The 24,708-nt window shown below is 70.6% G+C and carries 22 protein-coding genes; 10 read left to right on the forward strand and 12 right to left on the reverse strand.

Annotated elements, in window-relative coordinates; all coding sequences use genetic code 11:
- Positions 1–131: 131 nt before the first annotated feature.
- From HCR12_RS10525 to HCR12_RS10535, 3 genes are read right to left on the reverse strand one after another with little or no spacing between them, the layout of a single operon-like run.
- Positions 132–1,631 carry a sensor histidine kinase gene (locus tag HCR12_RS10525; RefSeq protein ID WP_166866169.1) on the reverse strand — a complete coding sequence of 500 codons (1,500 nt, stop codon included), beginning with the start codon at positions 1,629–1,631 and terminating at the stop codon, positions 132–134.
- A 4-nt stretch (positions 1,632–1,635) separates the two neighbouring features.
- A complete protein-coding gene (locus tag HCR12_RS10530) occupies positions 1,636–2,868 on the reverse strand; it encodes a CpaE/TadZ family protein (protein ID WP_166866171.1) in 1,233 nt (410 codons plus the stop codon).
- A 1-nt stretch (position 2,869) separates the two neighbouring features.
- On the reverse strand, positions 2,870–3,505 hold the full coding sequence (locus tag HCR12_RS10535; protein ID WP_166866173.1) for a hypothetical protein: 636 nt from the start codon (positions 3,503–3,505) through the stop codon (positions 2,870–2,872).
- A gap of 116 nt (positions 3,506–3,621) precedes the next feature.
- Between HCR12_RS10535 and HCR12_RS10540 the strand changes: the two genes are divergently transcribed.
- Positions 3,622–3,900 carry a helix-turn-helix domain-containing protein gene (locus tag HCR12_RS10540; protein ID WP_166866175.1) on the forward strand — a complete coding sequence of 93 codons (279 nt, stop codon included), beginning with the start codon at positions 3,622–3,624 and terminating at the stop codon, positions 3,898–3,900.
- A gap of 33 nt (positions 3,901–3,933) precedes the next feature.
- Here the strand turns inward: HCR12_RS10540 and HCR12_RS10545 are convergent, their stop codons facing one another.
- Positions 3,934–4,509, reverse strand: a complete 576-nt coding sequence (locus HCR12_RS10545; RefSeq protein WP_166866177.1) for a hypothetical protein — start codon at positions 4,507–4,509, stop codon at positions 3,934–3,936.
- 166 nt (positions 4,510–4,675) lie between these two features.
- On the opposite strand from HCR12_RS10545, the gene HCR12_RS10550 reads away from it, so the two are divergent.
- Positions 4,676–5,119, forward strand: a complete 444-nt coding sequence (locus HCR12_RS10550; protein WP_224763421.1) for an Rv3235 family protein — start codon at positions 4,676–4,678, stop codon at positions 5,117–5,119.
- A 74-nt stretch (positions 5,120–5,193) separates the two neighbouring features.
- Here HCR12_RS10550 and secA read toward each other — a convergent pair whose 3' ends face one another.
- From secA to mtrA, 6 genes are all read right to left on the reverse strand, one after another.
- A complete protein-coding gene (secA, locus tag HCR12_RS10555; RefSeq protein WP_166866180.1) occupies positions 5,194–7,974 on the reverse strand; it encodes a preprotein translocase subunit SecA in 2,781 nt (926 codons plus the stop codon).
- Positions 7,975–8,068: 94 nt separating this feature from the next.
- Positions 8,069–8,728: a ribosome hibernation-promoting factor, HPF/YfiA family gene (gene hpf / locus HCR12_RS10560; RefSeq protein ID WP_166866183.1), complete on the reverse strand. Its 660-nt coding sequence runs from the start codon at positions 8,726–8,728 to the stop codon at positions 8,069–8,071.
- A gap of 38 nt (positions 8,729–8,766) precedes the next feature.
- Positions 8,767–9,327 (reverse strand): ComF family protein, encoded by a 561-nt coding sequence (locus tag HCR12_RS10565; RefSeq protein ID WP_166866186.1) that lies wholly within the window; start codon positions 9,325–9,327, stop codon positions 8,767–8,769.
- A gap of 257 nt (positions 9,328–9,584) precedes the next feature.
- Complete coding sequence (locus tag HCR12_RS10570; protein WP_166866188.1) at positions 9,585–11,255, reverse strand: LpqB family beta-propeller domain-containing protein; 1,671 nt, start codon at positions 11,253–11,255, stop codon at positions 9,585–9,587.
- Positions 11,252–12,838, reverse strand: a complete 1,587-nt coding sequence (gene mtrB / locus HCR12_RS10575) for an MtrAB system histidine kinase MtrB (protein ID WP_166866190.1) — start codon at positions 12,836–12,838, stop codon at positions 11,252–11,254. Before mtrB ends, HCR12_RS10570 begins: the two co-directional genes overlap by 4 nt.
- A 10-nt stretch (positions 12,839–12,848) precedes the next feature.
- Positions 12,849–13,529, reverse strand: coding sequence for an MtrAB system response regulator MtrA (mtrA, locus tag HCR12_RS10580; RefSeq protein WP_166866192.1), 681 nt, complete (start codon positions 13,527–13,529; stop codon positions 12,849–12,851).
- 124 nt (positions 13,530–13,653) lie between these two features.
- Here mtrA and HCR12_RS10585 point away from each other — a divergent pair, with 124 nt between their 5' ends.
- Genes HCR12_RS10585 through HCR12_RS10605 form a run of 5 tightly spaced genes read left to right on the forward strand, consistent with a single transcriptional unit; the run spans position 13,654 to position 18,882 of the window.
- Positions 13,654–14,739 (forward strand): glycerophosphoryl diester phosphodiesterase membrane domain-containing protein, encoded by a 1,086-nt coding sequence (locus tag HCR12_RS10585; protein ID WP_166866194.1) that lies wholly within the window; start codon positions 13,654–13,656, stop codon positions 14,737–14,739.
- A 32-nt stretch (positions 14,740–14,771) separates the two neighbouring features.
- Positions 14,772–15,428, forward strand: coding sequence for a DUF4129 domain-containing protein (locus tag HCR12_RS10590; protein WP_191412332.1), 657 nt, complete (start codon positions 14,772–14,774; stop codon positions 15,426–15,428).
- Complete coding sequence (locus HCR12_RS10595) at positions 15,425–16,558, forward strand: DUF4350 domain-containing protein (RefSeq protein WP_166866198.1); 1,134 nt, start codon at positions 15,425–15,427, stop codon at positions 16,556–16,558. Before HCR12_RS10590 ends, HCR12_RS10595 begins: the two co-directional genes overlap by 4 nt.
- A gap of 37 nt (positions 16,559–16,595) precedes the next feature.
- On the forward strand, positions 16,596–17,564 hold the full coding sequence (locus tag HCR12_RS10600; RefSeq protein ID WP_166866201.1) for an AAA family ATPase: 969 nt from the start codon (positions 16,596–16,598) through the stop codon (positions 17,562–17,564).
- 4 nt (positions 17,565–17,568) lie between these two features.
- The gene (locus tag HCR12_RS10605) at positions 17,569–18,882 is read left to right on the forward strand and encodes a DUF58 domain-containing protein (RefSeq protein ID WP_166866203.1); all 1,314 of its coding nucleotides are present in this window, start codon (positions 17,569–17,571) and stop codon (positions 18,880–18,882) included.
- 86 nt (positions 18,883–18,968) lie between these two features.
- Here the strand turns inward: HCR12_RS10605 and katG are convergent, their stop codons facing one another.
- Both katG and HCR12_RS10615 read right to left on the reverse strand, forming a co-directional pair.
- Positions 18,969–21,206 carry a catalase/peroxidase HPI gene (katG, locus tag HCR12_RS10610; protein WP_166866205.1) on the reverse strand — a complete coding sequence of 746 codons (2,238 nt, stop codon included), beginning with the start codon at positions 21,204–21,206 and terminating at the stop codon, positions 18,969–18,971.
- A complete protein-coding gene (locus tag HCR12_RS10615; protein ID WP_166866207.1) occupies positions 21,199–21,669 on the reverse strand; it encodes a Fur family transcriptional regulator in 471 nt (156 codons plus the stop codon). Before HCR12_RS10615 ends, katG begins: the two co-directional genes overlap by 8 nt.
- 113 nt (positions 21,670–21,782) lie before the next feature.
- Between HCR12_RS10615 and HCR12_RS10620 the strand changes: the two genes are divergently transcribed.
- From HCR12_RS10620 to HCR12_RS10630, 3 genes are read left to right on the forward strand one after another with little or no spacing between them, the layout of a single operon-like run.
- Complete coding sequence (locus HCR12_RS10620; RefSeq protein WP_224763422.1) at positions 21,783–22,499, forward strand: aquaporin; 717 nt, start codon at positions 21,783–21,785, stop codon at positions 22,497–22,499.
- A 53-nt stretch (positions 22,500–22,552) separates the two neighbouring features.
- A complete protein-coding gene (locus HCR12_RS10625; RefSeq protein WP_166866209.1) occupies positions 22,553–24,013 on the forward strand; it encodes a sensor histidine kinase in 1,461 nt (486 codons plus the stop codon).
- Positions 23,991–24,680 (forward strand): response regulator transcription factor, encoded by a 690-nt coding sequence (locus HCR12_RS10630; RefSeq protein ID WP_166866211.1) that lies wholly within the window; start codon positions 23,991–23,993, stop codon positions 24,678–24,680. The genes HCR12_RS10625 and HCR12_RS10630 overlap by 23 nt, the downstream gene beginning before the upstream one ends.
- The last annotated feature ends 28 nt before the right edge of the window (positions 24,681–24,708 follow it).

Here is a 24,708-nt window from a genome sequence, read left to right on the forward strand (position 1 = left end):
ACTGCCGCAACCGAACGCACCCGAAGCGGTCGGCAGCACTGAGACCGAGAAACTGAAGGCCTGGCCCCGGATCACATCCGGGGCCAGGCCTTTCTCGTCTGCATCGGGCGATGTGGCGCCCGGGGTCTCGACTACGCCTGCGACTTGTTGAGGTAGAGCAGCGGCACCTCGATGGTCACCTCGGTGCCTTCGCCCTCGAGCGTGTGCCAGTCGATCGTTCCGCCGAGTTCGCCCTGGATGAGGGTGCGCACGATCTGCGTGCCGAGTCCGGATCCGACCTTGCCTTCCGGCAGGCCGACGCCGTTGTCGCGCACGCGCACCGAGAGGCCATCGGTCTTGCGCTTCGCCGAGATGACGACCTCGCCGTCGCGCTCCGCGAGCCCGTGCTCGACGGCGTTCGTGACCAGTTCGGTGAGGGCCAGAGCGAGCGGCGTCGCATACTCCGAGGGCAGCGTGCCGAACGAGCCGGTCTTGCGGGGCCGCACGGTTGTGTTGTGGCTCGACGCGACTTCGGCCACGAGCAGAAGCACGCGATCGAAGACGTCGTCGAAGTCGACGTTCTGGCTGAGCCCTGTGGAGAGCGTGTCGTGCACGACCGCGATCGCGGTGACGCGGCGCATGGCCTGCGTGAGCGCGTCGCGGGCGACGTCGTTGTGGGTGCGGCGGCTCTGAATGCGCAGCAGCGAGGCCACCGTCTGCAGGTTGTTCTTCACCCGGTGGTGGATCTCGCGGATCGTCGCATCCTTGGTGATGAGCTCCTGCTCCTGGTGACGCACCTCGGTGACGTCGCGCGTGAGCACGATCGCGCCGACACGTTGGCCCTTGATGCGCAGCGGGATGGCACGCAGGGTGATCGTGATGCCGCGCGCCTCGATGTCGGTGCGCCAGGGCGCGCGACCGGTGACGACGAGCGGCAGCGACTCGTCGACGGTGAGCTTGCCCTGCAGCACGGTCGTCGCCACCTCGGCGAGCGATTCGCCTTCCAGCTCATCCGTGAAACCCATGCGGTTGAAACCCGAGAGGGCGTTGGGGCTCGCGAACGTCACGATGCCGTCCACGTCGAGGCGGATGAGGCCGTCCGCCGCGCGGGGCGCCCCACGGCGGGGAAGGGTGGGGGCACCGAGGTCGGGGAAGTCGCCGCGAGCGATCATGCCGAACAGGTCGTCTGCGCACTGGTTGAAGGTGAGCTCCTGACGGCTGGGGGTGCGCGCCTCGGAGAGGTTCGTGTGGCGGGTGAGCACCGCGATCGGCTCGTCGGTGGTCGCCGAACCGGACGGGCTGAGGCGTCGGAGCACGGGCACGGCACGTACGCGCGTAGGGGTCTCCTCGTACCAGTCGGGTGCCGAGGTGTCCACGATGCGCACTTCCTCGAACGCCTGCGTCACCTGCGCACGCCACTCCGGCTTGATCTCCTGGCCCACGAAGTCGCGGTAGAACAGCGTTGCCGCCGACGAGGGGCGCGAGTGCGCGACCGCGACGAAGCTGCCGGATGCACTCGGCACCCAGAGCACGATGTCGGCGAAGGCGAGGTCCGCGAGCAGCTGACCGTCCGCGACGAGCAGGTGGAGCCATTCGACATCGGCCTCAGTCGAGCGACCTTGGGCGAGCATGAGCTCGGAGAGCGTTGACACGCTCCTAGGCTAGTCGCCGCGTGCGGCGCCGCCGCGCCCCGTTCGCGGCGAGCGTGGGGTGGGTGCGTTCGGCGAGCGCACGGATCGCGGCGCGCGCCGCCGAGCGCGGCGCCGTGTCGATGATCGTGGCGCCGCCGAGCAGTGCGGAGTCGAAACCCGCAGGCTCCCACGGGATGAGCACGACGTCCGAGATGCCGCCGAATCGCGCGAGAGTCTGGGTGACCTGGCCGCCGGGGTTCAGCCCGATCGCGCTCGCCCGCACCTTGTTCACGGCGATCACGATGCGCTCGAGGTCGACGACCTCCGTGAGCTCCGCGTGTGCCCGCAGGAACCGGGCGATGCCGACAGGATCGGCGGCGGCGACCGCGACGACGACGTCAGCGGAGCGCAGCACCTCGAGGGTCGCGGCGTTCCGGCGCGGCGCCGCGAGATCGCTCACGACCTCATCGTCGTCTTCGAGACTCGCCGCCACGTCGACGACAAGCGCATCGCACATCCGCCGTGCCGCCGTCAGCACACCCGCGACGCGCTCTCCCCCGAGCTCGGGCCAGCGCGCCGCCCGGCCGATGCCGGTGAGCACGCGGATCACGGATGCCCCGGCGCGATGCGGCTGCGCGAGCCGGTCGAACTGGGCCGCGTCGAGCCCGCCGATGCCCGCCAGCCGACAGGCAGCGGCGAAGCCGGGAGCCTCGTCGAGCATCCCGAGGGCAGGGGCGATGGAGGCGGCATGCGTGTCGGCATCGGCGAGCACGACGCCGAGCCCCGCGGAGGCGAGCTCCGCTGCGAGCGAGATCGCGACGCTCGTGCGCCCAGGGGCGCCGTGCGGGCCCCACACCGCGATCACCCGACCGTCGCGGCGCGATGCGCCTCCCGGCTGCACGACGGGAACCGGGGGGAGCTGGCGCTCGTCCACGCGCGGGCGGCCATCGAGCAGACTCCAGTCGAGCGGTCCGTCCACGGCATCGGCGATGCCGACGCGGGTGGCGTGGCGGTGAGCGTCGGCGTCATCGGCGACCACGAGCATCCGGATGCCCAGCGAATCGCACGCCTCGATGAGCCGCGCGGTGAGATGCTGCGGCGTCGCCGCGACGAGCACTCTCTCCACCGGCAGGTGCGGCAGGCGCAGCGCGAGCTCGTCTCCCCCGGATGCGACCACGGCGACCTCGTGCCCGTGGTGTGCGGCCGACTCGGTCAGCCGCTGCTCGACATCGAAGGGCACGGCGAGGGCGATGAGCATGTCAGTCCTCCACCGGCATTCCGGCCAGAACGACCGCGATCGCGTCACCGGAGGCCTGCGCCTGCAGCACGCGCGCGACCCGGTCGCGCGGCACGAGCACCTCGATGCCCGCCGAGCCCGTTCGCGCCACGAGCCCGTCCGCGGCGACGAGCCGCACGACGACCGCATCGGGCACGAGCACTGCAGGGGCTCCGAACTCGCGGGTCGTCCCGTCGATCGCGGTCGCCCACACGTCCACCGTCGACCCCGCCACGACCGAGGCGCTCACGGGCCCCGAGAGTTCGAGGACGACCGCCGTCGACGCAGCCCCCGCGCGGTCCCCCACAGCCGAGCGCGGCAGGAGCTCTCCTTCGCGCACGGAGCGCAGAACGACGAGTCCATCGTCGGGGACGTCATCGGCCGCGAGGTACAGGTCGTGCGCGCCGTCGATGGAGACCGCCCGCTCGACGAGGTCGGCGCGATCGATGCGGTCGCCCGGTGCGAGCGTCGACGCCGCGGCGTAGACGGTCGTGCGGGTGTCGACGGCCGTGACGAGACCGACGACGCCCGCGACCGATCCCGCGACCAGGAGGACCCCGATGAGCAGACGAGGGTCGAGAGATCGGCGGCGCGCGGCCTGATCGACGGTGCGGGGCACGGAGTCTCCTCTCGACGGAGGCTCCATGGTGCCCGCCGCCCGCACACCGCGGCGGCAGTTATCCACAGTCGGCGGATCACGGCCCACGCCGGGCCGCGCGCGCTCATAATCGGGTCATGACCACGGAGCACGACTCCGGCCTCGGCCGTTTCCTCACCGTCGCCGACACCGCCGAGATCCTCAACATCTCGATCAGCCAGGTGTACGCGATCGTGCGAAGCGGCGAACTGCCCGCCATCCGCATCGGGCGGCAGGGTCAGTGGCGCGTCGAGCGTGACGTGCTCGAGGGCTACATCGCCGCGAAGTACGAGGAGACCCGCCGGATGAGTCTGTGGCAGCAAGCCGACTTCACGGAGCTTCCTGAGATCTTCGCGCGCGCTCCCCGCCTCGACTGAGGGCATCGACCCGCCCGCGCGGGCGGGCTCGTCTCAGAAGCGGAGGTCGAGCACGGCGTCGAACGGCACGAGCCGGATGCGCCGCACGACCCGTTCCCGCCTCGGTTCGCCCCGGTCATGCTCGGCGAGGTCCAGGTGATCGCGCCCGACGCGATCGATCGTGCCGTGCCAGGTTCCCGCTCGCGTGCGCACGTCGAGGGCGAGCCGCCGCCGGCAGAGGTCGCGCAGCACGAATGCGAGGCCGAGCTGCGCCGAGAGCGCGGTGGGCGCGGGCTGCGGCCGCAGTCCTCGAGGGATCTGGTCGCCCGATGGCACGACGGATGAGAGGGAGTGCAGCGGCACGATGATCGATGCGCGCACGGCTCCTCGCTGCATCGTGCCAGCGAACCAGTCCCGCCCCACGGTCTCGATCACGACCTCTGCCCGCTCCCCGTCGACCGTCTCGATTCCGAGGGCTCGATCCGGTGCGCTCATCGCGGCGATGCGTTCGCGCAGGGTGAGCCGCCCGAGGCGGAGCCGCTCCTCCTCGACGGCCTCCTCGAGACGCTCGGCATCGAGCTCCTGCTCGAGCTGGCTCTCGATGTCGGCGAACAGTTCGTCCCAGCGCACGCGACGACGCTAGCCCTCCGTCGATGCGCGGCCCTCCGGTTCTCCACAGATCGCAATTGCCCCTCGACACGAGGAACTGTCATATGCCAGGGTGAGCGGTGTCCCCCAGATGGGGGCAGAACGTTCCTTCGGCACCACCACCCCCCGACCGAGTACGAGGACGACGATGGCCACTGCAGGCATGGCGACCACCGCGGCGGCCGCACGCCCCCTCCCCCGCCGCGTCTCCGACGAGGAGCACTTCGGCCCCCAGCCCGCGAGGAGCAGCGAGCTGCCCGATCCACGCCCGCTGCTCGAGAACCTCACCCGCTGCGTCATCGAGATCCTCGCGGGCGCTCGCGATCTCGAGCAGATCGCACGATGGGTCGACGACAGCGTCTACAAGACGCTCCTCACACGCGTCATGTTCGCGACGCGTGCCCGCCAGACGACGGGCCGCCCCGCCACCCGTCCGGTGTTCTCGATCGGATCGCTCGTGGTGTGCGAACCGCGCGACGGCGTCGTCGAAGCGGTCGTCGTGGTCGTGGGCCGCGCTCGGGCTCGCGCCGTCGCCATCCGCCTCGAAGGCCTCGACCGCCGCTGGCGTGCCACCGCGCTTCACGTGCTCTGAGGCGCGCACAGCCCACAGACGGAAGAGGCGGGGCGAGCAGAAGCCCGCCCCGCCTGCACCACCGGCGATGCCGGTTACTTGCCCTTGCGCTCCTGAGCGCGACGCTGCGCGCGGTTCTGCGGAGCATCCGCGGCGTCACCCTGCACAACCTGGCCGAACGCTCCGCGCTCGGCGGGAGCCTGCGCCTGGCGCGCGGCGGCCTGCTGGGCACGCGCCGTCGCGGCGCGCTCCACCTGGCCGCGCTGGTTGCGCACCTCGACGCCGCCCGCCGCGTCGGCGCTCGGCGCCGAGTAGCTGAGCCCCTGCTGCGGTGCCTGCGCACCGAGCCCCTTGGCCGCGACGCGCGCCTGACCATCGGCGCCCGTCACCTCGACCTCGAGGTTGAACAGGAAGCCGACCGACTCCTCGCGGATCGAGCCCATCATGCTCTGGTAGAGCGCGTAGCCCTCACGCTGATATTCGACGAGCGGGTCGCGCTGCGCCATGGCGCGCAGGCCGATGCCGTCCTTGAGGTAATCCATCTCGTAGAGGTGCTCGCGCCAACGACGATCGATGACGCTCAGCACGACGCGACGCTCGAGCTCGCGCATCGCCGGGGCTCCGAGCTGGTTCTCGCGGCGCTCATACGCGATGCGCGCATCCGAGAGCACCTCCTCCTTGAGCAGCTTCGCCTTGAGCCCGCCGCGCGAACCCGCCTCGCCGATGACCTCGTCGACCGTGATCGACACCGGGTACAGGGTCTTGAGCTCGGTCCACAGCGCCTCGAGGTCCCAGTCATCGCTGTGGCCGTCGGCGGTGTGCTGGTCGATGACGTCCGAGATGACGTCCTCGAGGAACGCCTGCACGCGGTCGTGCAGGTCGTCGCCTTCGAGGATGTGGCGGCGGTCGGAGTAGATCGCCTCGCGCTGGCGGTTGAGGACGTCGTCGTACTTGAGGACGTTCTTGCGGATCTCGGCGTTGCGCTGCTCGACCTGGGTCTGGGCCGAGCGGATGGCACGCGACACGGCCTTCGACTCGATCGGCAGGTCGTCGGGTGCGCCGCGCATGAGCATCTCGGCGGCACCCGTGTTGAACAGGCGCATGAGGTCGTCCTGCAGCGACAGGTAGAAGCGGCTCTCGCCGGGGTCACCCTGACGACCGGAGCGGCCGCGCAGCTGGTTGTCGATGCGTCGCGATTCGTGACGCTCGGTGCCGAGCACGTAGAGGCCGCCGGCCTCGCGAACCTTCTCGGCGTCCTTCTCGACGCGCTCCTTGACCTCTTCGAAGACGCCGTCCCACGCCGCCTCGTACTCCTCCGGAGTCTCGGTGGGGCTCAGCCCGCGGTTGTTCATCTCGGCGACAGCGAGGAACTCGGCGTTTCCGCCGAGCATGATGTCGGTTCCACGACCGGCCATGTTGGTGGCGACGGTCACGGCACCGAGCTGACCCGCCTGGGCGATGATCGCGGCCTCACGAGCGTGGTTCTTGGCGTTGAGCACCTCGTGCTTCACGCCGCGCTTGGCGAGTGCCTTCGAGAGGTACTCGCTCTTCTCGACGCTCGTCGTGCCGACGAGGACCGGCTGGCCCGTGCGGTGGCGCTCGACGATGTCCTCGACGACCTGCTCGAACTTGACCTGCTCGTTCTTGTAGATGAGGTCGGGCTGGTCCTTGCGGATCATCGGCCTGTTCGTCGGGATCGCGACGACGCCGAGCTTGTAGGTCGACATGAACTCGGCCGCTTCGGTCTCGGCGGTACCCGTCATGCCGGCGAGCTTGTTGTAGAGGCGGAAGTAGTTCTGCAGGGTGACGGTCGCGAGAGTCTGGTTCTCGGCCTTGATCTGCACCCCTTCCTTCGCCTCGATCGCCTGGTGGATGCCCTCGTTGTAGCGGCGGCCCTGCAGGATGCGGCCCGTGTGCTCGTCGACGATGAGCACCTCGCCGTTCATGACGACGTAGTCCTTGTCGCGCTTGAAGAGCGCGCGCGCCTTGATCGAGTTGTTGAGGAACGAGATGAGCGGGGTGTTCGCCGATTCGTACAGGTTCTCGATGCCGAGGTAGTCCTCGACCTTCTCGATGCCGGGCTCGAGCACGCCGACGGTGCGCTTCTTCTCGTCGACCTCGAAGTCGACGCCCTCCACGAGGCGCTTGGCGATGCTCGCGAACTCCCCGAACCAGCGGTTCGCCTCACCCGACGAGGGGCCGGAGATGATGAGCGGGGTGCGCGCCTCGTCGATGAGGATCGAGTCGACCTCGTCGACGATCGCGAAGAAGTGGCCGCGCTGCACCAGGTCGCTCGACTGCCACGCCATGTTGTCGCGCAGGTAGTCGAAGCCGAACTCGTTGTTGGTGCCGTACGTGATGTCGGCGGCGTACTGCTCACGGCGCTCGGCAGGCGTCTGGCCGGCGAGGATGCAGCCCGTCGTCATACCCAGGGCGCGGAACACACGACCCATGAGCTCCGACTGGTAGCTCGCGAGGAAGTCGTTGACGGTGATGACGTGCACGCCGCGCGAGGCGATCGCGTTGAGGTACGCGGCCGTCGTCGCGACGAGGGTCTTTCCTTCACCGGTCTTCATCTCGGCGATGTTGCCGAGGTGAAGCGCGGCACCACCCATGATCTGCACGTCGAAGTGCCGCATGCCGAGGGTGCGCTTGGATGCCTCGCGCACGGCGGCGAAAGCCTCCGGCAGGAGGTCGTCCAGCGTCTCGCCGTTCGCGTAGCGCTCGCGGAACTCCGCGGTCTCGGCGCGCAGCTCCTCGTCCGTGAGCTCGGAGAACGCGTCCTCGAGTTCGTTGACGGCTGCGGCGTATGCCTTCAGCCGTCGGATGACGCGGCCTTCGCCGACGCGCAGGACCTTCTCGACAACGTTCGCCACGAAATGGCCTCCAGTCGTGATTTCGGGCACGCGGAAGCGCCCATGAACGCACCCAGCCTAGCGGGGCTGGGCTGGGTGCGTGGTGGGCGACGTCTCAGCGTCGTTCGGAGGCGACCACCGCTTCATTGTCGAGGCCGATCACTCCGTAGTCCCAGCCCTTTCGGCGGTAGACGACGCTCGGGCGATCGGTGCGCGCGTCGATGAAGAGGAAGAAGTCGTGGCCGACGAGCTCCATCCGGTCGACCGCCTCTTCGCTCGTCATGAGCTCGGCGGGGAAGATCTTCTCGCGGATGACGACGGGGCTCCACTCCTTCTCGGGTTCTTCCTCGATGGTGGGGATCGAGCCTGTGGCGACCTTCTCGATCACTTCGGCGCTCGCGGGTTCGACGTCGACGCTGCGGAATCCGGTGGCGGATACCTCGCTCAGCGAGGCGGGGCGGTGGTTGCCGCGGTGCACCTTGCGGCGATCCTTGGCCTTGCGGATGCGCTCGATGAGCTTGTCGTAGGCGAGGTCGAAGGCCGCGTACTTGTCCCGTGCTTCCGCCTCCGCGCGCACGACCGGTCCGGGGCCGATGAGCGTCAGCTCGGCGCGGTCGTCCCCCGAGGCGCCGCTTTCGCGTGCGTGACGGATGACCCGGACTTCGAGTGCCAGCGCCTTGTCGGCGAGCTTTTCGACCTTCTCGGACTTCTCGTTGACGTAGTCCTCGAAGCGGTCCGGGATCTCGACGTTCCGTCCGGTGATGGTGACATCCATGGAGACCTCCTGACCGGCGAGAGGTGCCGCCATTCGGTTCAGGCGGTCGTTCCCTTCTCGCCTTTTCGCCCACCGTAGTGGGCCGACCTTCTCTTGTCACCATCACGCGCCGGATGTCTGCCGAGAGGTTCGGAAGCGTGCCCTGTGCGCGGCGTCGCTGCCACCGCGATCGCTCCGATGACATGTCCACCTGAGGCGCGGAGCGCGTCTGCCACGGCGCGGAGCGTGGAGCCCGTGGTCACGATGTCGTCGACGATGACGAAGCGGCGACCCGCGAGCCAGCCCCGAGCGCGGTGCACATCGGCGAGGTTCTGCAGGCGCTCGCTCCGCGCCAGGCCCTTTTGGTCGCTGTGGCCCGCGGCCGCACGCAGCACGCGGCGGGTGTCGAGGTCCGCGGCGCGGGTGAGCACGCGCACGGGATCGAATCCGCGCCGCCGGAATGCCCGGCGACTCGTGGGGACGCGGCACAGCTCGACCTCCGCCCCTGTCTCGAGCGATGCCTCCGCACGCAGCTGCCCGAGAGCGGCGACCAGCAGAGGCGCGAGCGGATCGGCGAGCGATGTGCGCCCATCCTTGAGCGCCAGCAGCGCACCTCTCACGGCGCCCTCATACCTCGCCCCTGCCCACACGGTGGGCACCCCAGGAACCGCGACGCGCCGCGCCGCAGGTGCCAGCGCGCGACGGCACGCCTCGCAGACCGAGCGGTCAGGGCGACCGCATCCGGCGCACTCCACCGGGACGACGAGCGCGAGGGCATCCAGCAGCGCCTCTCGCATATCCCGGCTCATCCGCATCCGATGAGGCTCCCGGCAGCGGCGGTGGCGTGCGCCGTGTGCGCCTCAGGCCGGGGACGAACTCACTGCTGGGTGGCGAGGAAGGAGACGACGAGCGCCGTCGCCTGCCAGCCGCCGCTCGAGCTGTGCCGCCAGACTCGGCCATCGATGTCGCGCACCCGCAGACCCTCGACCATGTTGCCTCCCACGATCTGCACGCCGTTCTGCAGCGAACCGAACGATTCGTGACGCCCCCCGATGCGGTAGAGGTCCACGTTCGTCGCGGACGCCGAGGTCGAGAGCGTGGCGATCGTCGACGCATCGACCCACGTCGCATCCACGAGCGGGCGCGACCCGATCGTGAGCTCGAGCGGCTCCCCGAGCGCCACCGGAACACCCGCGCCGTCGCGGAGCACCCCGACCATCACGACGGTGGGGCCGTCGGAGCCCTGCGCGGCGATGAGGAGCCGCGCGCCGTCGCGGGAGACATCCAGCGAGACGATCGATCCGTCCAGGTAGGGCGCCGGGATCGCATGCGGGGTGCCGTCGGGCCCGAACGCGATGATGCTGTCGGCGGGAGAGGACTGCGCCGACCAGATGTACCCGAGGCCGTCGATGCTCGGATCCGTGAGCCCCGGACGCGTGTCGATGAGGATCGCGTTGTCCTGCGCCTGCGGGAGGGACCAGACGCCCTGCGGCGTGCGGACCGCGGCTGCTGCGCCGCCGCGCGCGATCGTGGCACCCGTGAGGTCGAGCGAGATCACGCGGTCGCTGATGCCGGGCAGCCGCTGGACGCCCGCCCCGCTGACCGCCCCGAATGCGCCGTCGACGTCGCCGACGACGCCCGACGGCACCGAGAGCACCCACTCGGGGACCTCCCCCGTGCCGATGTCGAGCGGCAGACCGCCGACGGTGATCTGCACGTTGCTCACGTCCGAGAGCGCGAGGCTCGCGACGAGCTGCTGCTGCATCCGGAACTGCTCCGCGCGCGAGGCGCCTGCCACGATGTTCGACAGATCGACGCTCGCGGTGCCGCCCGCGATCTGCACGCCCTGGTCGAGCTTCGTGTCGGCGGGGAACGCCGTCACGAGGACCCCATTCGCGTACCAGGGCGACTGCCCACGCAGCAGCTCCGTGACGATGCGGTTCGCACGCGACGCGGTCGCCGGGAACCAGCGCACGTCGGGCACGAGGTAGCGGCCCAGCGGCTCGTAGAAGTAGAGCGGATACGGCGCGAACGTGCTGGCGAACTGGCTCGCGGAGAGCACGGTGCCCTGGGGGGCCTCGGCGATGCGCCACTCCCCCTCCGAGTCGAGCTCGAGACGGTATTCGAGCTGCTGGGATTCCGCGCGCTGCAGCTCACGGTAGTTGCCCGTCGAGTTGACGACCGCGACGACGTTGACCGAGAGCGCGAAGGAGTTCTCGGAGCTGGAGGTCGGGGGCACAGCGCCCGAGGTGATGAGCACACCCGACGTCGGCGACCAGGTGGTGCGGAACTCCTCCGTGAGGAAGTCGCGCGCGATGCTGTAGTCGCGCGCCGGGGCGCGCTGCGCCGTGAGGAAGCCGTTGATGAGCTGCTCGGGAGTGGCACCCGGCAGCGGTCCCTCGGCGATCGTGACGAGGTCGCCGCCCCCCTCGTCGGTCCCGACGTCGACACTGCGGACGGGCCCGTCGAGCGGGATGCCCGCGCATCCCGCGAGCACGAGGAGCGCGACGATCGCCGCGAGGGCGCGCCGGCCGACGACAGCGGTCATTCGGGCACCTCCGTGTCCGGGGGAAGCGGCACGGGCGAGGTGCCGACCAGAGCCTCGCCGCGGCGGCGCGGCAGGGTGAGCCGGAAGCACGTGCCGGCGCCCGGCTCCGACCATACGTCGAGCTCGCCGCTGTGCAGCGCCGTATCCTCGAGCGAGATCGCCAACCCGAGCCCCGTGCCACCCGTCGAACGCTGGCGTGACGGGTCGGCGCGCCAGAAGCGGTCGAACACCCGCTCGACGTGGGCGGGCGACATGCCCACCCCGAAGTCGCGGACGGCGATCGCGACGGCGGACTCGTTCGAGTCGATGTAGACGATGATCGGCCGCGACTCCCCATGGTCGAGCGCGTTGCCGAGGAGGTTCTGCAGGATGCGGCGGATGCGGCGCGCATCCACATCGGCTTCGAAGTAGCCGCCCGGCGCCACGAGCCGGATCTCGCTGCCCTTCTCGTCGGCGAGCGGGCGGACGGCGTCGATCGACTCCTCGACGAGTCGCACCAGGTTGGTGGGATCGGTCTCGAGCGATGCGGCGCCGGCGTCGAAGCGGCTCATCTCGAGCAGATCGGCGAGCATCGACTCGAAGCGCTCGATCTGGGTGTGCAGCAGCTCGGCGGTGCGGGCGGTCGTGGGCTCGAACTCGTCACGGTGGTCGTAGAGCACGTCGCCCGCGAGCCGGATGGTCGTGAGCGGCGTGCGCAGCTCGTGCGAGACATCCGAGACGAAGCGCTGCTGCACCCGCGAGAGGTCGGCGAGCTGGCGGATCTGGCTCTGCAGCGAATCCGCCATCCGGTTGAACGAGCGCGCGAGCGTCGCGAGCTCATCGGTGCCCTTGACGGGCAGACGCTGCTCGAGCTCCCCTTCGGCGAGCTTCTCGGAGACATCGGCGGCGACCCGCACTGGGCCGACGACGAGCCGGACGATGAGGTAGGCGACACCCCCGAAGAGCAGCACGAGCGCGATGCCGCCGAGCAGCAGCGTCGACTGGACGAAGTCGAGCGTGCGCTGCACATCCGAGAGGTCGTAGACGAGGTAGAGCTCGTAGCGCCCCGCGTTGATCGTGTCGAGCGTCGCGCCGGTCATGATTCCGGGCACGCGCCCATTCGCGGAGGGGACGCCGATCGACTGCCACGTGATCTGCGCGAAGTCCGCCTCGGCGGTCGCATCGGACAGCGCGCGCGAGATGCGCAGCTCGCCCGTCTCGAAGATGGGACTCGCGCGCGGGTCGATGATGCGGGGCACGTCCTGCCCGTCGACCCAGAGGAAGGCGAGGTAGCGGGCGGTCGTCGAGCGCTGCACCGCGTCGAGCATGCGTTCCGCGGTGTCCTGGACGTCGCCGGATTCGCCGAGCTCGGCGGCATCCGTGAAGATCCGCTGGGCCTGCTCGGCGGCGCGACCTGCCTCGTCGATCACCTGATCACGACGCGACTCGTACAGGTTGCTGCGCACCGACGACGACAGGAGCACGCCGATGATCGTCACAGCAACCGCGGAGAGGACGACCGTGATGATGATCGTGCGCGCACGCAGCGAACCCCGCCAGAGACCGGCGAAGCGTGCGCCCCAGGCGCGCCAGTCCCACTGCATGGGCTCGACTCTAGGTGACGGCGCCTGCGCGGTATCCGACGCCGCGCACGGTCGTCACGATGCGGGGGTTGTCGGGATCGTGCTCGACCTTGGCGCGAAGCCGCTGCACGTGCACGTTCACGAGTCGCGTATCCGCCTTGTAGTGGTAGCCCCACACCTGCTCGAGCAGCATCTCGCGCGTGAACACCTGCTGCGGCTTCGTCGCGAGCGCGAGGAGCAGCTGGAATTCGAGCGGCGTGAGCCCGATGCGGGCGTCTCCACGACGCACCTCGTGGCCTGCGACGTCGATGACGAGGTCGCCGATGGCGACGCGCTCCACGGTCGCCGACGTCAGCGGGCGCAGTCGAGCCCGGATGCGCGCGACGAGCTCCTTCGGATTGAAGGGCTTCACGATGTAGTCGTCGGCACCGGATTCGAGGCCCTGGACGACATCCGTCGCCTCGCCTTTGGCGGTGAGCATGATGATGGGCACCCCGCTCTCGGCGCGGATGGTGCGGCAGACCTCGATGCCGCTCATGCCCGGGAGCATGAGGTCGAGGAGCACGAGTTCGGGGCGCTCGGCGCGGAAGGTGTCGATAGCCGTCATGCCGTCGGCGGCGAAGACCGGCTCGTATGACTCTCCCTGCAGGATGATGCCGATCATCTCGGCGATCGCGGGGTCGTCGTCGACCACGAGTATTCGGGCGTTCATGGACCTCGTCCGTTTCAGCTTCGCCCCGCAACGGGGGCCGTATGGGGTCAGGACAACACTAGCCGGGGTGTGAAAGCATATGGCCCAGCTGTTGTGAGCGGGACTCGTATCGAGAGGGGGCCGGGTGACGCAATCCGCCGACGCGTTCCCGTCGCCGACCTGGACTCCTCCCGCGCGCGAGCCGTTCGTTCCGCTGCGCCCGCTGACGCTCGGTCAGATCCTCTCGGGAGCGGTCCGCGCGCTGCGCACGGGCGGGGGCACGACCCTCGGCCCCGCGATCATGCTCTCCGTGGGGGCGACGCTCGCGGCGAGCCTCGTGTCGTGGCTCGTGGTGGATCCGGCCGTGGACGCGCTCGGGGCGAGCTCCGGCTCGGTCTCGCTGTACCACTGGCTCGCCGGCTTCGGGGCGGGGTTCATCAGCTGGATCGTGCTGCGCTCCGCGGTGCTCGCCGCGGGCCTCGCGCAACAGGGAGTGGCCGCGTCGTTCGTGACGCACGCGGTCGTCGGACGACGCCTCACGCCCGGCGGGCTGCGTCGGCGCACGGCGGGCACGTGGGCGCGGCAGTGGGCCTGGGTCGCGATCTGCCTCGCCGTCCTTCTGGTCGCCGGGCTGATCGCTGCGTCCCTCATCGGGGCGGCGTCGCTCGCCGGTGGGCCCGGCGCGATCGCCGTCACCGCGCTCGTCTACGTGCTCGGAGGCGTCGCGCTCGCGTTCGCGGGCACGCGTCTCGCCTTCGTCCCGTCGGTGCTCGCCGTCGAGCGTCTGCCGCTCGGCCGTGCCATCCGACGCTCGTTCGCGCTCACCCGCCGCGCCTTCTGGCGCACCTTCGGCACGCGGCTGCTCGCCTGGACGATGATCTGGATCGCGGGCATGCTCATCACCCTTCCTGTGGTGCTGCTGCTGCAGCTGCTGCAGACGCTGCTCGCGGGAAACGGCGCCGTGGCCGACCTGCTCGCGATCGAGGAGCTCGGCTCGTTCGTGCTCGTCGTCGCGTCGGCGGTCATCGGCGCCATCGGACTCGTCGTGACGACGTCGACGGATGCGCTGCTCTACCTCGATCTGCGGATGCGCCGCGAAGGCCTCGACCTGGAGCTCGCGCGCTTCCTCGAGGTGCGCCGCCCGGGCACCAGGCATGACCCGACCGAGCCGGATCCGTACCTGAGCCCGGACGCACTGCCCGCACCCGCATCGGCGGAGACACCGTGGTGAGGCCGACAGGGCTGCTCCCCCTCGATGTCCCCGTGGAGCCCGACGCCGACGAGGCATCCGGGTGGCTCGCCGACGAACTCGAGAAGACCAAGTACCAGCCGGCCGAGACGGAAGAGACATCGAACTGGCTGCGCGACCTGATCGAGCGCATCACCGCCTTCATCGACTCGCTCGGAGGCGAAGGCACCGCGCCGGGGTGGTCGGCCGCGCTCATCGTGCTCGCGATCGCGATGGTCGTGGTGCTCATCCTCGTGTTCGGTCTGCCGCGCCTGCGCCGACGCAGCGCCGTGGCGACGGGTGAGGTGTTCGAGGCCGACGACGAGCGCGGCTCGGCGGCGATGCGCCGCGCCGCCGACGCCGCCGCCGCGGCCGATGACTGGCCGCTCGCGATCGCCGAGCGGTTCCGCGCGCTCATCCGCGGCCTCCACGAGCGCACACTCCTCAGCTCGGTGCCCGGCAGCACCTCGCACGATGTCGCGCGGCGGGCAGGGCGCGCCCTGCCCGCCTTCGCAAGCGCACTCTCGGATGCCGCCGACGACTTCGATGCGGTGCGCTACCTCGGCGATCCGGGCGACCGCGACCGCTACGCGCGCCTCACCGCACTCGACGAGGATGTGCGACGCGCACGGCCCGACCTCGACGCCGACGAGCACGCCGACGCTCTCGCAGGATTCGAGGCACCCCGATGACGCGGCGCACGAGCCCGCGCCTCGGGGGGATCGGCCTCGCTCTCGTCGTGCTGATCGCCCTCGCGGCGATGTGGGCCGCCGGCCAGACCTCCGACTCAGGACTCCACACGCGATCGCCGCTCGACCCATCCGACCGCGGGACGCTCGCGGTCGCCGAGGTGCTGCGCGAGCAGGGTGTCGAGGTGATCGTCGCGCACTCGTTCCCCGACGCCGAGCGCGCGCTCGATGGCGCGTCGACCCTGCTCCTCGATGACGACCTGTGGGTGCTCACCGAGGAGGCGTACGAGCTCGTGCTCGCCGCCTCCGACCGGATCGTCGTCGTCATGCCCACCGACACGGCGCTCGAGATCCTCGCCCCCGGCGCGGAGTACGCGGGCTTCGGCGGGGGCGTCGCGCAGGCCGAGTGCGATCTGCCCGCCGCCGAGCGCGCGGGACGCGTCGATGCGGCCGGCGACGCGATCAGCGCGCCGTCCTCGGCGATCCGCTGCTTCCCGACCGACAGCGGCAGTCACGCGCTCGTGCAGATGCAGAACGAACCGACCACGGTGACGCTGCTCGGCGCGGGCGATGTGCTGCGCAACGACACCGTGACCGAGCACGGCAACGCCGCCCTCGTGCTCGGCCTCCTCGGCGAGCGCGACCGCCTCGTCTGGTACCAGCCCGACATCGACGACCTCGCGTTCGAGCGCAGCGACAGCCTCGCGCGCTACCAGGCGCCGTGGTTCACCCCGCTCGCGGTGCTGCTGCTGCTCGTGGGCATCGCCGCAGTGCTGTGGAAGGGCCGCCGGATGGGGCCTGTCGTCGTCGAGCGGCTCCCGGTCGAGGTGCGCGCGAGCGAGACGATGGAGGGTCGGGCGCGCCTCTATGAACGCACCGGCGCGCGCGACCACACGATCCGCACCCTCCGCACCGCGACCCTCGCACGCCTGGCACGGGTGCTCGGGCTTGCGCGCACCGCGCGCGATGATGAGATCATCGTCGCCGCCGCGAGCGCGAGCGGTCGCGATGTGCGCGAGCTCACCGCGCTCCTCGGCGACACACCCGTCGCAGACGACCGCGCCCTCCTCCGACTCTCCGACGCCCTCCTGACCCTCGAGAACGACGTCGCGCGCGGAGTCGCACCCCGCTGACCGCACGGCCCCATCCGCCGCCCCACCCGCCGACAGAATGGACGACATGACCACCACGAACGAACTCCGCGACGCCCTGTCGCGTGTCCGCGTCGAAGTCGGGAAGGCAGTGGTGGGCCAGGACGGCGCCGTCACGGGACTGCTCATCGCGCTGCTCGCGAACGGCCACGTGCTGCTCGAAGGCGTGCCGGGGGTCGCGAAGACGCTGCTCGTGCGCTCGCTCACCCGGGCGCTGTCGCTGGAGACACGACGCGTGCAGTTCACGCCCGACCTCATGCCGGGAGACATCACCGGATCCGTGGTCTACGACCCGAAGTCGGGCGAGTTCGAGTTCCGTGAGGGCCCGGTGTTCACCAACATCCTGCTCGCCGACGAGATCAACCGCACGCCCCCGAAGACCCAGTCGGCGCTGCTCGAGGCGATGGAGGAGCGCCAGGTGTCGACCGACGGCGTGACGCGCAAGCTGCCGACGCCCTTCCTCGTCGCCGCGACGCAGAACCCGATCGAGTACGAGGGCACCTACACGCTTCCGGAGGCGCAGCTCGACCGCTTCCTGCTGAAGCTCGTCCTCGACCTGCCCCAGCGCGACGCCGAGGTGGAGGTGCTCACCCGCCACGCGGCAGGCTTCGACCCCCGCGACCTCGAGGCCGCGGGCGTGACGCCCGTGCTCGACGCCGCAACCCTCCAGGCGGCACGCGCAGATGTGGCGCGGATGCCGGTGAGCGAGGACGTGCTCGGCTACGCCGTCGATCTCGCACGCGGCACCCGCCAGAGCCCGTCGGTGCGCCTCGGCGTGAGCCCTCGCGGAACCACGGCTCTGCTGGCCGCGTCGCGCGCCTGGGCGTGGCTGTCGGGTGCGCAGGGCGTCACCCCCGATCACATCCAGGCGATGGCCCTGCCCGTGCTGCGCCACCGCGTGCAGCTGCGACCCGAGGCCGAACTCGAAGGCGTCGGGCCGGATGCGGTGCTGCGCGCCGTCATCCAGCAGGTCCGCGTCCCCATCTGATCCGATGGCGATCTCGGGCTGGTTCGTGGCGGTGCTCGCACTGGGCGCCGTTCCCGTCGTCGTGCTCGGCGGGTGGACGGGCCTCGGCGTGTGGCTCGGGTTCCTGCTCGTGCTCGGTGTCGCGGATGTCGTGCTCGCCGGTTCCCCCGCGACTGTGCGCGCCGTGCGGGATGTGCCAGCACGCACGCGCCTCGGCGAGCGCGTCGCAACCGGCCTGCTGCTCACCAACACCGGCTCGCGCACGGTGCGCGCCCTCGTGCGCGACGCGTGGCAGCCATCAGCAGGCGCCGCCCCCACACGGCAGCGCCTGACGATCCCCGCCGGTGAACGCCGCCGCCTCCAGACGAGCCTCACTCCCGTGCGTCGCGGTGAGCTGCGCGCCGCCGGCGTGACGGTACGGTCGTGGGGGCCCATGCATCTCGTGGCGCGACAGCGCACGCTCCCGGCGCCCGGCGCGATCCGCGTGCTTCCGCCGTTCCACTCGCGGCGCCACCTGCCGTCGCGCATCGCCCGCCTCCGCGAGCTCGACGGCCGCACGAGCCTCATGATCCGCGGCCAGGGCACCGAGTTCGACAGCCTCCGCGAGTACGTGCGGGGCGATGACGTGCGCTCGATCGACTGGCGTGCGACCGCCCGCCGCCGTGACTCCGCGGGCGGCGGCGCGAAGCTCGTGGTGCGCACCTGGCGCCCCGAGCGCGATCGCCGCATCGTGCTCGTCGTGGATTCGGGACGCACCTCTGCGGCTCGCATCGCGAACGAGACGCGGCTGGATACCGCGTTCGAGGCGAGCCTGCTCCTCGCGGCGCTCGCGACGCGCGCGGGCGACCGCGTCGACCTCGCCGTCTATGACCGCCGTGTGCGCGCCCGTGTGCAGGGCGCCACCGGCGCGCAGCTGCTGACGAAGATGGTCGACGCACTCGCGCCGATCGAACCGGAGCTCATCGAACCCGACTGGCACGGCCTCCCCGGGCTCGTGCGCTCGATCACGCCGCACCGCGCACTCGTCGTCGTCCTGACCTCGATCGACGCCCCCGGCGCCGCGAAGCCGCTGCTCGGAATCCTCCCGGAGCTGACGAAGCGGCACACGGTGCTCGTCGCGTCGGTGAGCGATCCGGATGTGCTCGCGGCCACGACCGAGCGCCGCACGAGCGACGAGGTGTACCGCGCGGCCTCCGCGGAGCGCGCGCTTCTCGACACGGCGCGCGTCGCGTCCGCCATCCGGCGTCTCGGCGGCGAGGTCGTGACGGCCGCCCCGCTCGATCTGCCGCCTGCCCTCGCCGACCACTACCTCGCCCTCAAGGCCGCGGGGCGCCTGTAGGGCGCTCTGTCCCCCGGGACGGCCGCGGAACGCCGAAGGCGGCGAGCCGGCTGCTGCCGACCCGCCGCCTTCGAGACGGATGTGACCTACTTCTTCAGGTCGAAGCGGTCGAGCTCCATGACCTTGACCCACGCGGAGACGAAGTCAGCGACGAACTTGTCGCGCGCGTCGTCGCTCGCGTACACCTCGGCGATCGCGCGCAGCTCGGAGTTCGAGCCGAACACGAGGTCGTTGCGGGTGCCGATCCAGGTGCGGCCGTCGGCCGTGGTGCCCTGGAAGGCGTGCGAGCCGGGGTCGAGCGGGGCCCACTCGGTGCCGAGCTCGAGCAGGTTCACGAAGAACGCGTTGTCGAGCTGACCGGGGGTCTCGGTGAAGACGCCGAGCTTCGAGCCGTCCCAGTTGGCGCCGAGCACACGCAGACCGCCGACGAGCACCGTCATCTCGGGAGCCGAGAGGGTGAGCAGGTTCGCGCGGTCGAGCAGCAGGTACTCGGCCGGCATGCGGTAGCCGCGCCCCGCGTAGTTGCGGAAGCCGTCGACCTTGGGCTCGAGGTGCGAGAACGACTCGACGTCGGTCTGCTCCTGCGAGGCGTCGGTGCGACCCGGCGTGAACGGCACCTCGACGGTGCGTCCCGCCTCGGCGGCCGCGAGCTCGACGCCCACGCCACCCGCGAGCACGATGAGGTCGGCGAGCGATACGCGGACGTTGCCGGTCTGCGCGGCGTTGAACGCCTCCTGGATGCCCTCGAGCGTTGCGATCACGGTCTGCAGCTGGGCGGGGTTGTTGACCTCCCAGTTCTTCTGCGGCTCGAGACGGATGCGCGCGCCGTTGGCACCGCCGCGCTTGTCACCGCCGCGGAAGGTCGAAGCCGACGCCCACGCGGTCGAGACGAGCTGCGCGACCGTGAGGCCCGACTCGCGGATGCGGTTCTTGAGGTCGGCGATCTCCGCCTCGCCCACGAGCTCGTGGTCGACGGCGGGCAGCGGGTCCTGCCAGATGAGCTCTTCGCTCGGCACCTCGGGGCCGAGGTAGCGCGCGAGCGGGCCCATGTCGCGGTGGGTGAGCTTGAACCAGGCGCGCGCGAAGGCGTCCGACAGGGCGTCGAGGTCGTCCTTGAAGCGGCGCGAGATCTTGTCGTACTCGGGGTCGAAGCGCAGCGCCAGGTCGCTCGTGAGCATGCGCGGCTCGCGACGGCCGTCGGAGTGCGCGAGCGGGACCATGTCGGCGCCGCCGCCGTTGATGGGACGCCACTGCTTGGCACCCGCGGGGCTCTCCATGAGCTCCCACTCGTACGCGTAGAGGATGTGGAAGAACTCGTTGTCCCAGCGCGTCGGGTGGTAGGTCCACGTGACCTCGAGTCCCGAGCTGATGGTGTCGTCGCCCTTGCCTGTGCCGAAGCTCGACTTCCAGCCGAAGCCCTGCGCCTCCATGGGGGCGGCCTCGGGGTCGTCGCCCACGTTGTCGGCGGGGCCGGCGCCGTGGGTCTTGCCGAAGGTGTGGCCACCGGCGATGAGCGCGACGGTCTCCTCGTCGTTCATGCCCATGCGTGCGAAGGTCTCGCGGATGTCCTTCGCCGAGGCGATCGGGTCGGGGTTGCCGGCCGGGCCCTCGGGGTTGACGTAGATGAGACCCATCTGCACGGCGGCGAGCGGGTTGTCGAGTTCGTTGTCGCCCGTGGTGCGCTCGTCGGCCAGCCACTCGGTCTCGGGACCCCAGTAGACGTCGTCCTCGGGCTCCCACACGTCGGCACGACCACCGGCGAAGCCGAAGGTCTGGAAGCCCATCTGCTCGAGCGCGACGTTGCCGGCGAGGATCATGAGGTCGGCCCACGAGATCGCCTGGCCGTACTTCTTCTTCACCGGCCAGAGCAGGCGGCGGGCCTTGTCGAGGTTGACGTTGTCGGGCCAGGAGTTGAGCGGGGCGAAGCGCTGCTGTCCGGCGCCCGCACCACCGCGTCCGTCACCCACGCGGTAGGTGCCGGCCGAGTGCCACGCCATGCGGATGATGAAGGGGCCGTAGTTGCCGAAGTCGGCGGGCCACCAGTCCTGGCTGGTGGTGAGCACCTCGGCGATGTCGGCCTTGACGGCGGCGAGGTCGAGGCCGAGGAAGGCCTTCGCGTAGTCGAACTCCTCGCCGAGCGGGTTGGCGACCGCCGGGTTCTTGGCCAGGATCTTGAGGTTCAGGCGGTTCGGCCACCACTGCTGGTTCTGCGACCCCTGCGTGGGGTGGGGCTGCGTGCCTCCGTGGATGACGGGGCAGCTGTCGACGGGGGCCTCGGGCCCGTCCGCGATGATCGGCGACTCGTGGTCGGTGACGTCAGTCATGGTTTCTCCTGGGTGATTCGGCTGGATATGCGGGCTGGTAGCCGGCGTCGCGGCATCCGGGGCATACGCCCCAGAACACGACTTCGGCGAGGTCGATGTCGAATCCGCCGGCATCCGACGGTTCGAGGCAGGGTGCGTGCCCGGTGACGCAGGGCACGTCGCGCACGGTGCCGCAGCCGCGGCACACGAGGTGGTGATGGTTGTCGCCGACGCGCGACTCGTAGAGCGCCGCCGAGTCGGCGGGTTCGATGCGGCGCAGGAGCGCATGTCGCGTGAGGTCGCGGAGCACGTTGTGCACGGACTGCACGGAGAGCTTCGGATGCTGCACGGCGAGCGCCTGCTGGATGCTGTCCGCATCGGCGTGGGGGCGCGCATCGACCACCTCGAGCACCGCCATGCGCGGCTCGGTCGCGCGCAGGCCGGCGCCGCGGAGGCGCTCGGCGGGTGACTCGATCGTGGACATCTCAGCCATCTTATCGTGAACGACTCAAAAAAGCATCCGAGACACCCCTCGCCGGAACCCCCCGAACGGGGTACTCTGACCGCGTCCGCACATCGCGACGAAGGGATGAGACCGTGATCGACGAAGCCCCCCGAGAAGCACTTCCGCGACGAGTCGCCGCCGAAGCATTCGGCACGTACCTGCTCGTATTCAGCGTGCTCGGCTCGGCGCTGCTCTTCACCCCCGAGAACGGAGGCGCCCTGCCGGTGGCCCTCGCCATCGGCATCGCCGTCTTCATCGGGATCGTCGCCGTCGGCGCGATCTCAGGCGGCCACTTCAACCCCGCGGTCACCCTCGGTGCCGCGATCGCACGACGTACGCCGTGGTCGGATGTGGGGCCCTACTGGGGCGGCCAGCTCGTGGGCGGCGTGCTCGCAGCCCTCACCCTGGGACTCTTCGGGGTGCTCGGCGACATCACTCTCGACTTCGCCGCAGTCTCCAACGGCTACGACGAGCACTCGCCGCTCGGCTTCACCCTGGGCGCGGTGTTCGTCGCCGAGATCGTCGCGACGATGCTGTTCGTCCTCGTGATCCTCGGATCCACGGCGCCGCGCACGGGAGGCATCGGGCTGGCGGCGCTCTCCATCGGCCTCGCCCTCTCGATGCTGCACATGGTGATGATCCCCATCAGCAACGCCTCCCTCAACCCCGTCCGCGCACTCGCACCCGCGCTCCTGGGCGGCGGCGAAGTGCTCGGCCAGGTGTGGGCGGTGATCCTCGCGCCGCTCATCGGAGGCCTGCTCGGCGGACTCATCGCCGGTCCCCTCTTCGGCAGGCAGGGGCGACCCTGACCCCAGCCGCACGCATCGCTCAGGCCGGCCGCGCGCTCGCGCGGTCGGCTCGCGTGCGCATCCTCGCCTCGATGCTGCTCGTCGCCGCCCTCGGCATGGCGGCCGCCGGGCTCACGGCCTACCTCATCCAGCGCGAACGCATGCTCGCCCAGATCGACGAGCGCCTCGACGCCACCGTCGCCGGACTCCAGACGATCGCGACCGGCGACGACCAGACGCCCGCCCCCACCGGGGTCGATGAGTTCCTCGAACTGGCGATGCGGCGCGTGCTGCCCGCCCACAACGAGTCCACGCTGGGACTCATCGACGGTTCGCCGCGCTACGTTCCCTCGAGCGGGATCCGGTTCCGTCTCGACGACGACCCCGCCCTCGTGGCGAGGCTCATCGCCGAGTCGCAACCCGACGCCGTCGTGCGCGGCACCGCCGAGGCGCAGGCCGGCATGCTGCGATACGTCATCATCCCCGTCGCCATCCAGGACGACCCGCGCCAGGGACTCTACGTCTCGGCATTCGACCTCGACGCCGAGCTCGCCGAGATCACCGACGCGTTCGGCACCTATGTGATCGTCGCCGTCGGGACCCTCGCGCTCGTCGGGCTCGCCGGCTGGTTCGTCTCCGGGCGCCTGCTGCGGCCCCTCCGCCTGCTGCGACGCACGGCGGCGGCGATCGGCGAAGACGACCTCGCGAGCCGCGTGCCCGTATCCGGATCCGACGACGTCTCCGATCTCGCCCGCAGCGTCAACGCGATGCTCGATCGCCTCCAGCGTTCGTTCGACGCCCAGCGCCGCCTGCTCGACGACGTGAGCCACGAGCTGCGCACACCGGTCACGATCGTGCGCGGCCACCTGGAGCTGCTCGACGCCACCGACCCGCTCGACGTCGACGCGACGCGCACCCTCACGATCGACGAGCTCGATCGCATGAACATGCTCATCGACGACATCGCCTTCCTCGTGAAGACCACACGCCCCGACTTCCTGCGGCGCACCGCGGTCGATGTCGCCGAGCTCACCGAGAGCGTCGTCGCCAAAGCCGCAGCCCTCAGCCCCGACCACGAGTGGCGAGCAGCCGGATCCGCGCACGTCGAGATCAATGCCGACCCGCTGCGTCTCACCCAGGCGTGGCTGCAGCTCGCCGAGAACGCCGCCAAATACGCACCTCCGGGCACCGTCATCGAGATCGGCAGCGTCGTGACGCACGACGAATCGCCTCGCGTCGAACTGTGGGTGCGCGATCGCGGATCCGGCGTTCCGCAGGACCAGCTGGACTGGATCTTCGATCGCTTCGCGCGCGTCGAGGTGGGCCGCGGGGTGGCTGGTTCCGGGCTCGGGCTCTCGATCGTCGCCGCGATCGCGAGCGCCCACGGAGGTGCCGCCTATGCCCGGAATCCGACGGGGGGCGGCGCCCGGGTGGCGATCTGGCTGCCACTGGATCGCACCTCGCGCATCATCCTGACCGCGCCCTCGAGCCCGACCCGGAAGGAGGCAGCGGATGCCGCGCATCCTGGTCGCTGAGGACGAGCCGCGTATCGCGTCGTTCATCGAACGCGGACTCACCTCGGCCGGCTACCACGTCGACACGGTGGAGGACGGCGTCGATGCCCTCGCGGAGGCCCGCAGCGGCGACTACGACCTGCTGCTGCTCGATCTGGGCCTCCCGGGCCTCGACGGCCACGACGTGCTGCGGCGCCTCCGCGCGAACGATGCGGCGCTGCCCGTCATCATCCTCACCGCGCGCGACACCGCTGACGACGCCGTCGCCGGTTTCGAAGGCGGGGCGAACGACTACATGTCCAAGCCGTTCCGATTCGACGAGCTGCTTGCGCGCGTGCGCGTGCGGCTGCATGACGCCGAACGCCGGCAGCAGCCCGGCGCCCTGCAGGTGCTCACCTGCGGGGTCGTGACGCTCGATCTGCGCACCCGTCGCATCACTGGCCCCGCGGGCACCTTCGACCTCTCGGCACGCGAATACGCTCTCGCCGAGGAGTTCCTGCGCAACCCCGAGCAGGTGCTCAGCCGTGAGCAGCTCCTGAGCCGGGTGTGGGGGCTCGACTTCGACCCGGGCTCCAACGTCGTCGACGTCTATGTGCGCTACCTGCGTCGCAAGATCGGCGCAGGGCATCTGCGCACCGTGCGCGGCATGGGCTACCGCTTCACGAGCGAGGCGGAACCCGCGATGTGAGGTCGGCCCCCTCAGGGTGGGGCCGACC

It is taken from the genome of Salinibacterium sp. ZJ70 (assembly GCF_011751865.2).
Classification (GTDB): domain Bacteria; phylum Actinomycetota; class Actinomycetes; order Actinomycetales; family Microbacteriaceae; genus Homoserinibacter.

What these genes read in the sequence shown, in the direction of transcription:
- HCR12_RS10530 (WP_166866171.1), bottom strand. Translation starts at nt 2,868, where the DNA reads ATGCTCATCGCCCTCGCCGTGCCCTTCGATGTCGAGCAGCGGCTGACC.
- HCR12_RS10540 (WP_166866175.1), top strand. Translation starts at nt 3,622, where the DNA reads ATGACCACGGAGCACGACTCCGGCCTCGGCCGTTTCCTCACCGTCGCC.
- HCR12_RS10550 (WP_224763421.1), top strand. Translation starts at nt 4,676, where the DNA reads ATGGCCACTGCAGGCATGGCGACCACCGCGGCGGCCGCACGCCCCCTC.
- hpf (WP_166866183.1), bottom strand. Translation starts at nt 8,728, where the DNA reads ATGGATGTCACCATCACCGGACGGAACGTCGAGATCCCGGACCGCTTC.
- HCR12_RS10570 (WP_166866188.1), bottom strand. Translation starts at nt 11,255, where the DNA reads ATGACCGCTGTCGTCGGCCGGCGCGCCCTCGCGGCGATCGTCGCGCTC.
- mtrB (WP_166866190.1), bottom strand. Translation starts at nt 12,838, where the DNA reads ATGCAGTGGGACTGGCGCGCCTGGGGCGCACGCTTCGCCGGTCTCTGG.
- mtrA (WP_166866192.1), bottom strand. Translation starts at nt 13,529, where the DNA reads ATGAACGCCCGAATACTCGTGGTCGACGACGACCCCGCGATCGCCGAG.
- HCR12_RS10595 (WP_166866198.1), top strand. Translation starts at nt 15,425, where the DNA reads ATGACGCGGCGCACGAGCCCGCGCCTCGGGGGGATCGGCCTCGCTCTC.
- HCR12_RS10600 (WP_166866201.1), top strand. Translation starts at nt 16,596, where the DNA reads ATGGACGACATGACCACCACGAACGAACTCCGCGACGCCCTGTCGCGT.
- HCR12_RS10605 (WP_166866203.1), top strand. Translation starts at nt 17,569, where the DNA reads ATGGCGATCTCGGGCTGGTTCGTGGCGGTGCTCGCACTGGGCGCCGTT.
- katG (WP_166866205.1), bottom strand. Translation starts at nt 21,206, where the DNA reads ATGACTGACGTCACCGACCACGAGTCGCCGATCATCGCGGACGGGCCC.
- HCR12_RS10615 (WP_166866207.1), bottom strand. Translation starts at nt 21,669, where the DNA reads ATGTCCACGATCGAGTCACCCGCCGAGCGCCTCCGCGGCGCCGGCCTG.
- HCR12_RS10630 (WP_166866211.1), top strand. Translation starts at nt 23,991, where the DNA reads ATGCCGCGCATCCTGGTCGCTGAGGACGAGCCGCGTATCGCGTCGTTC.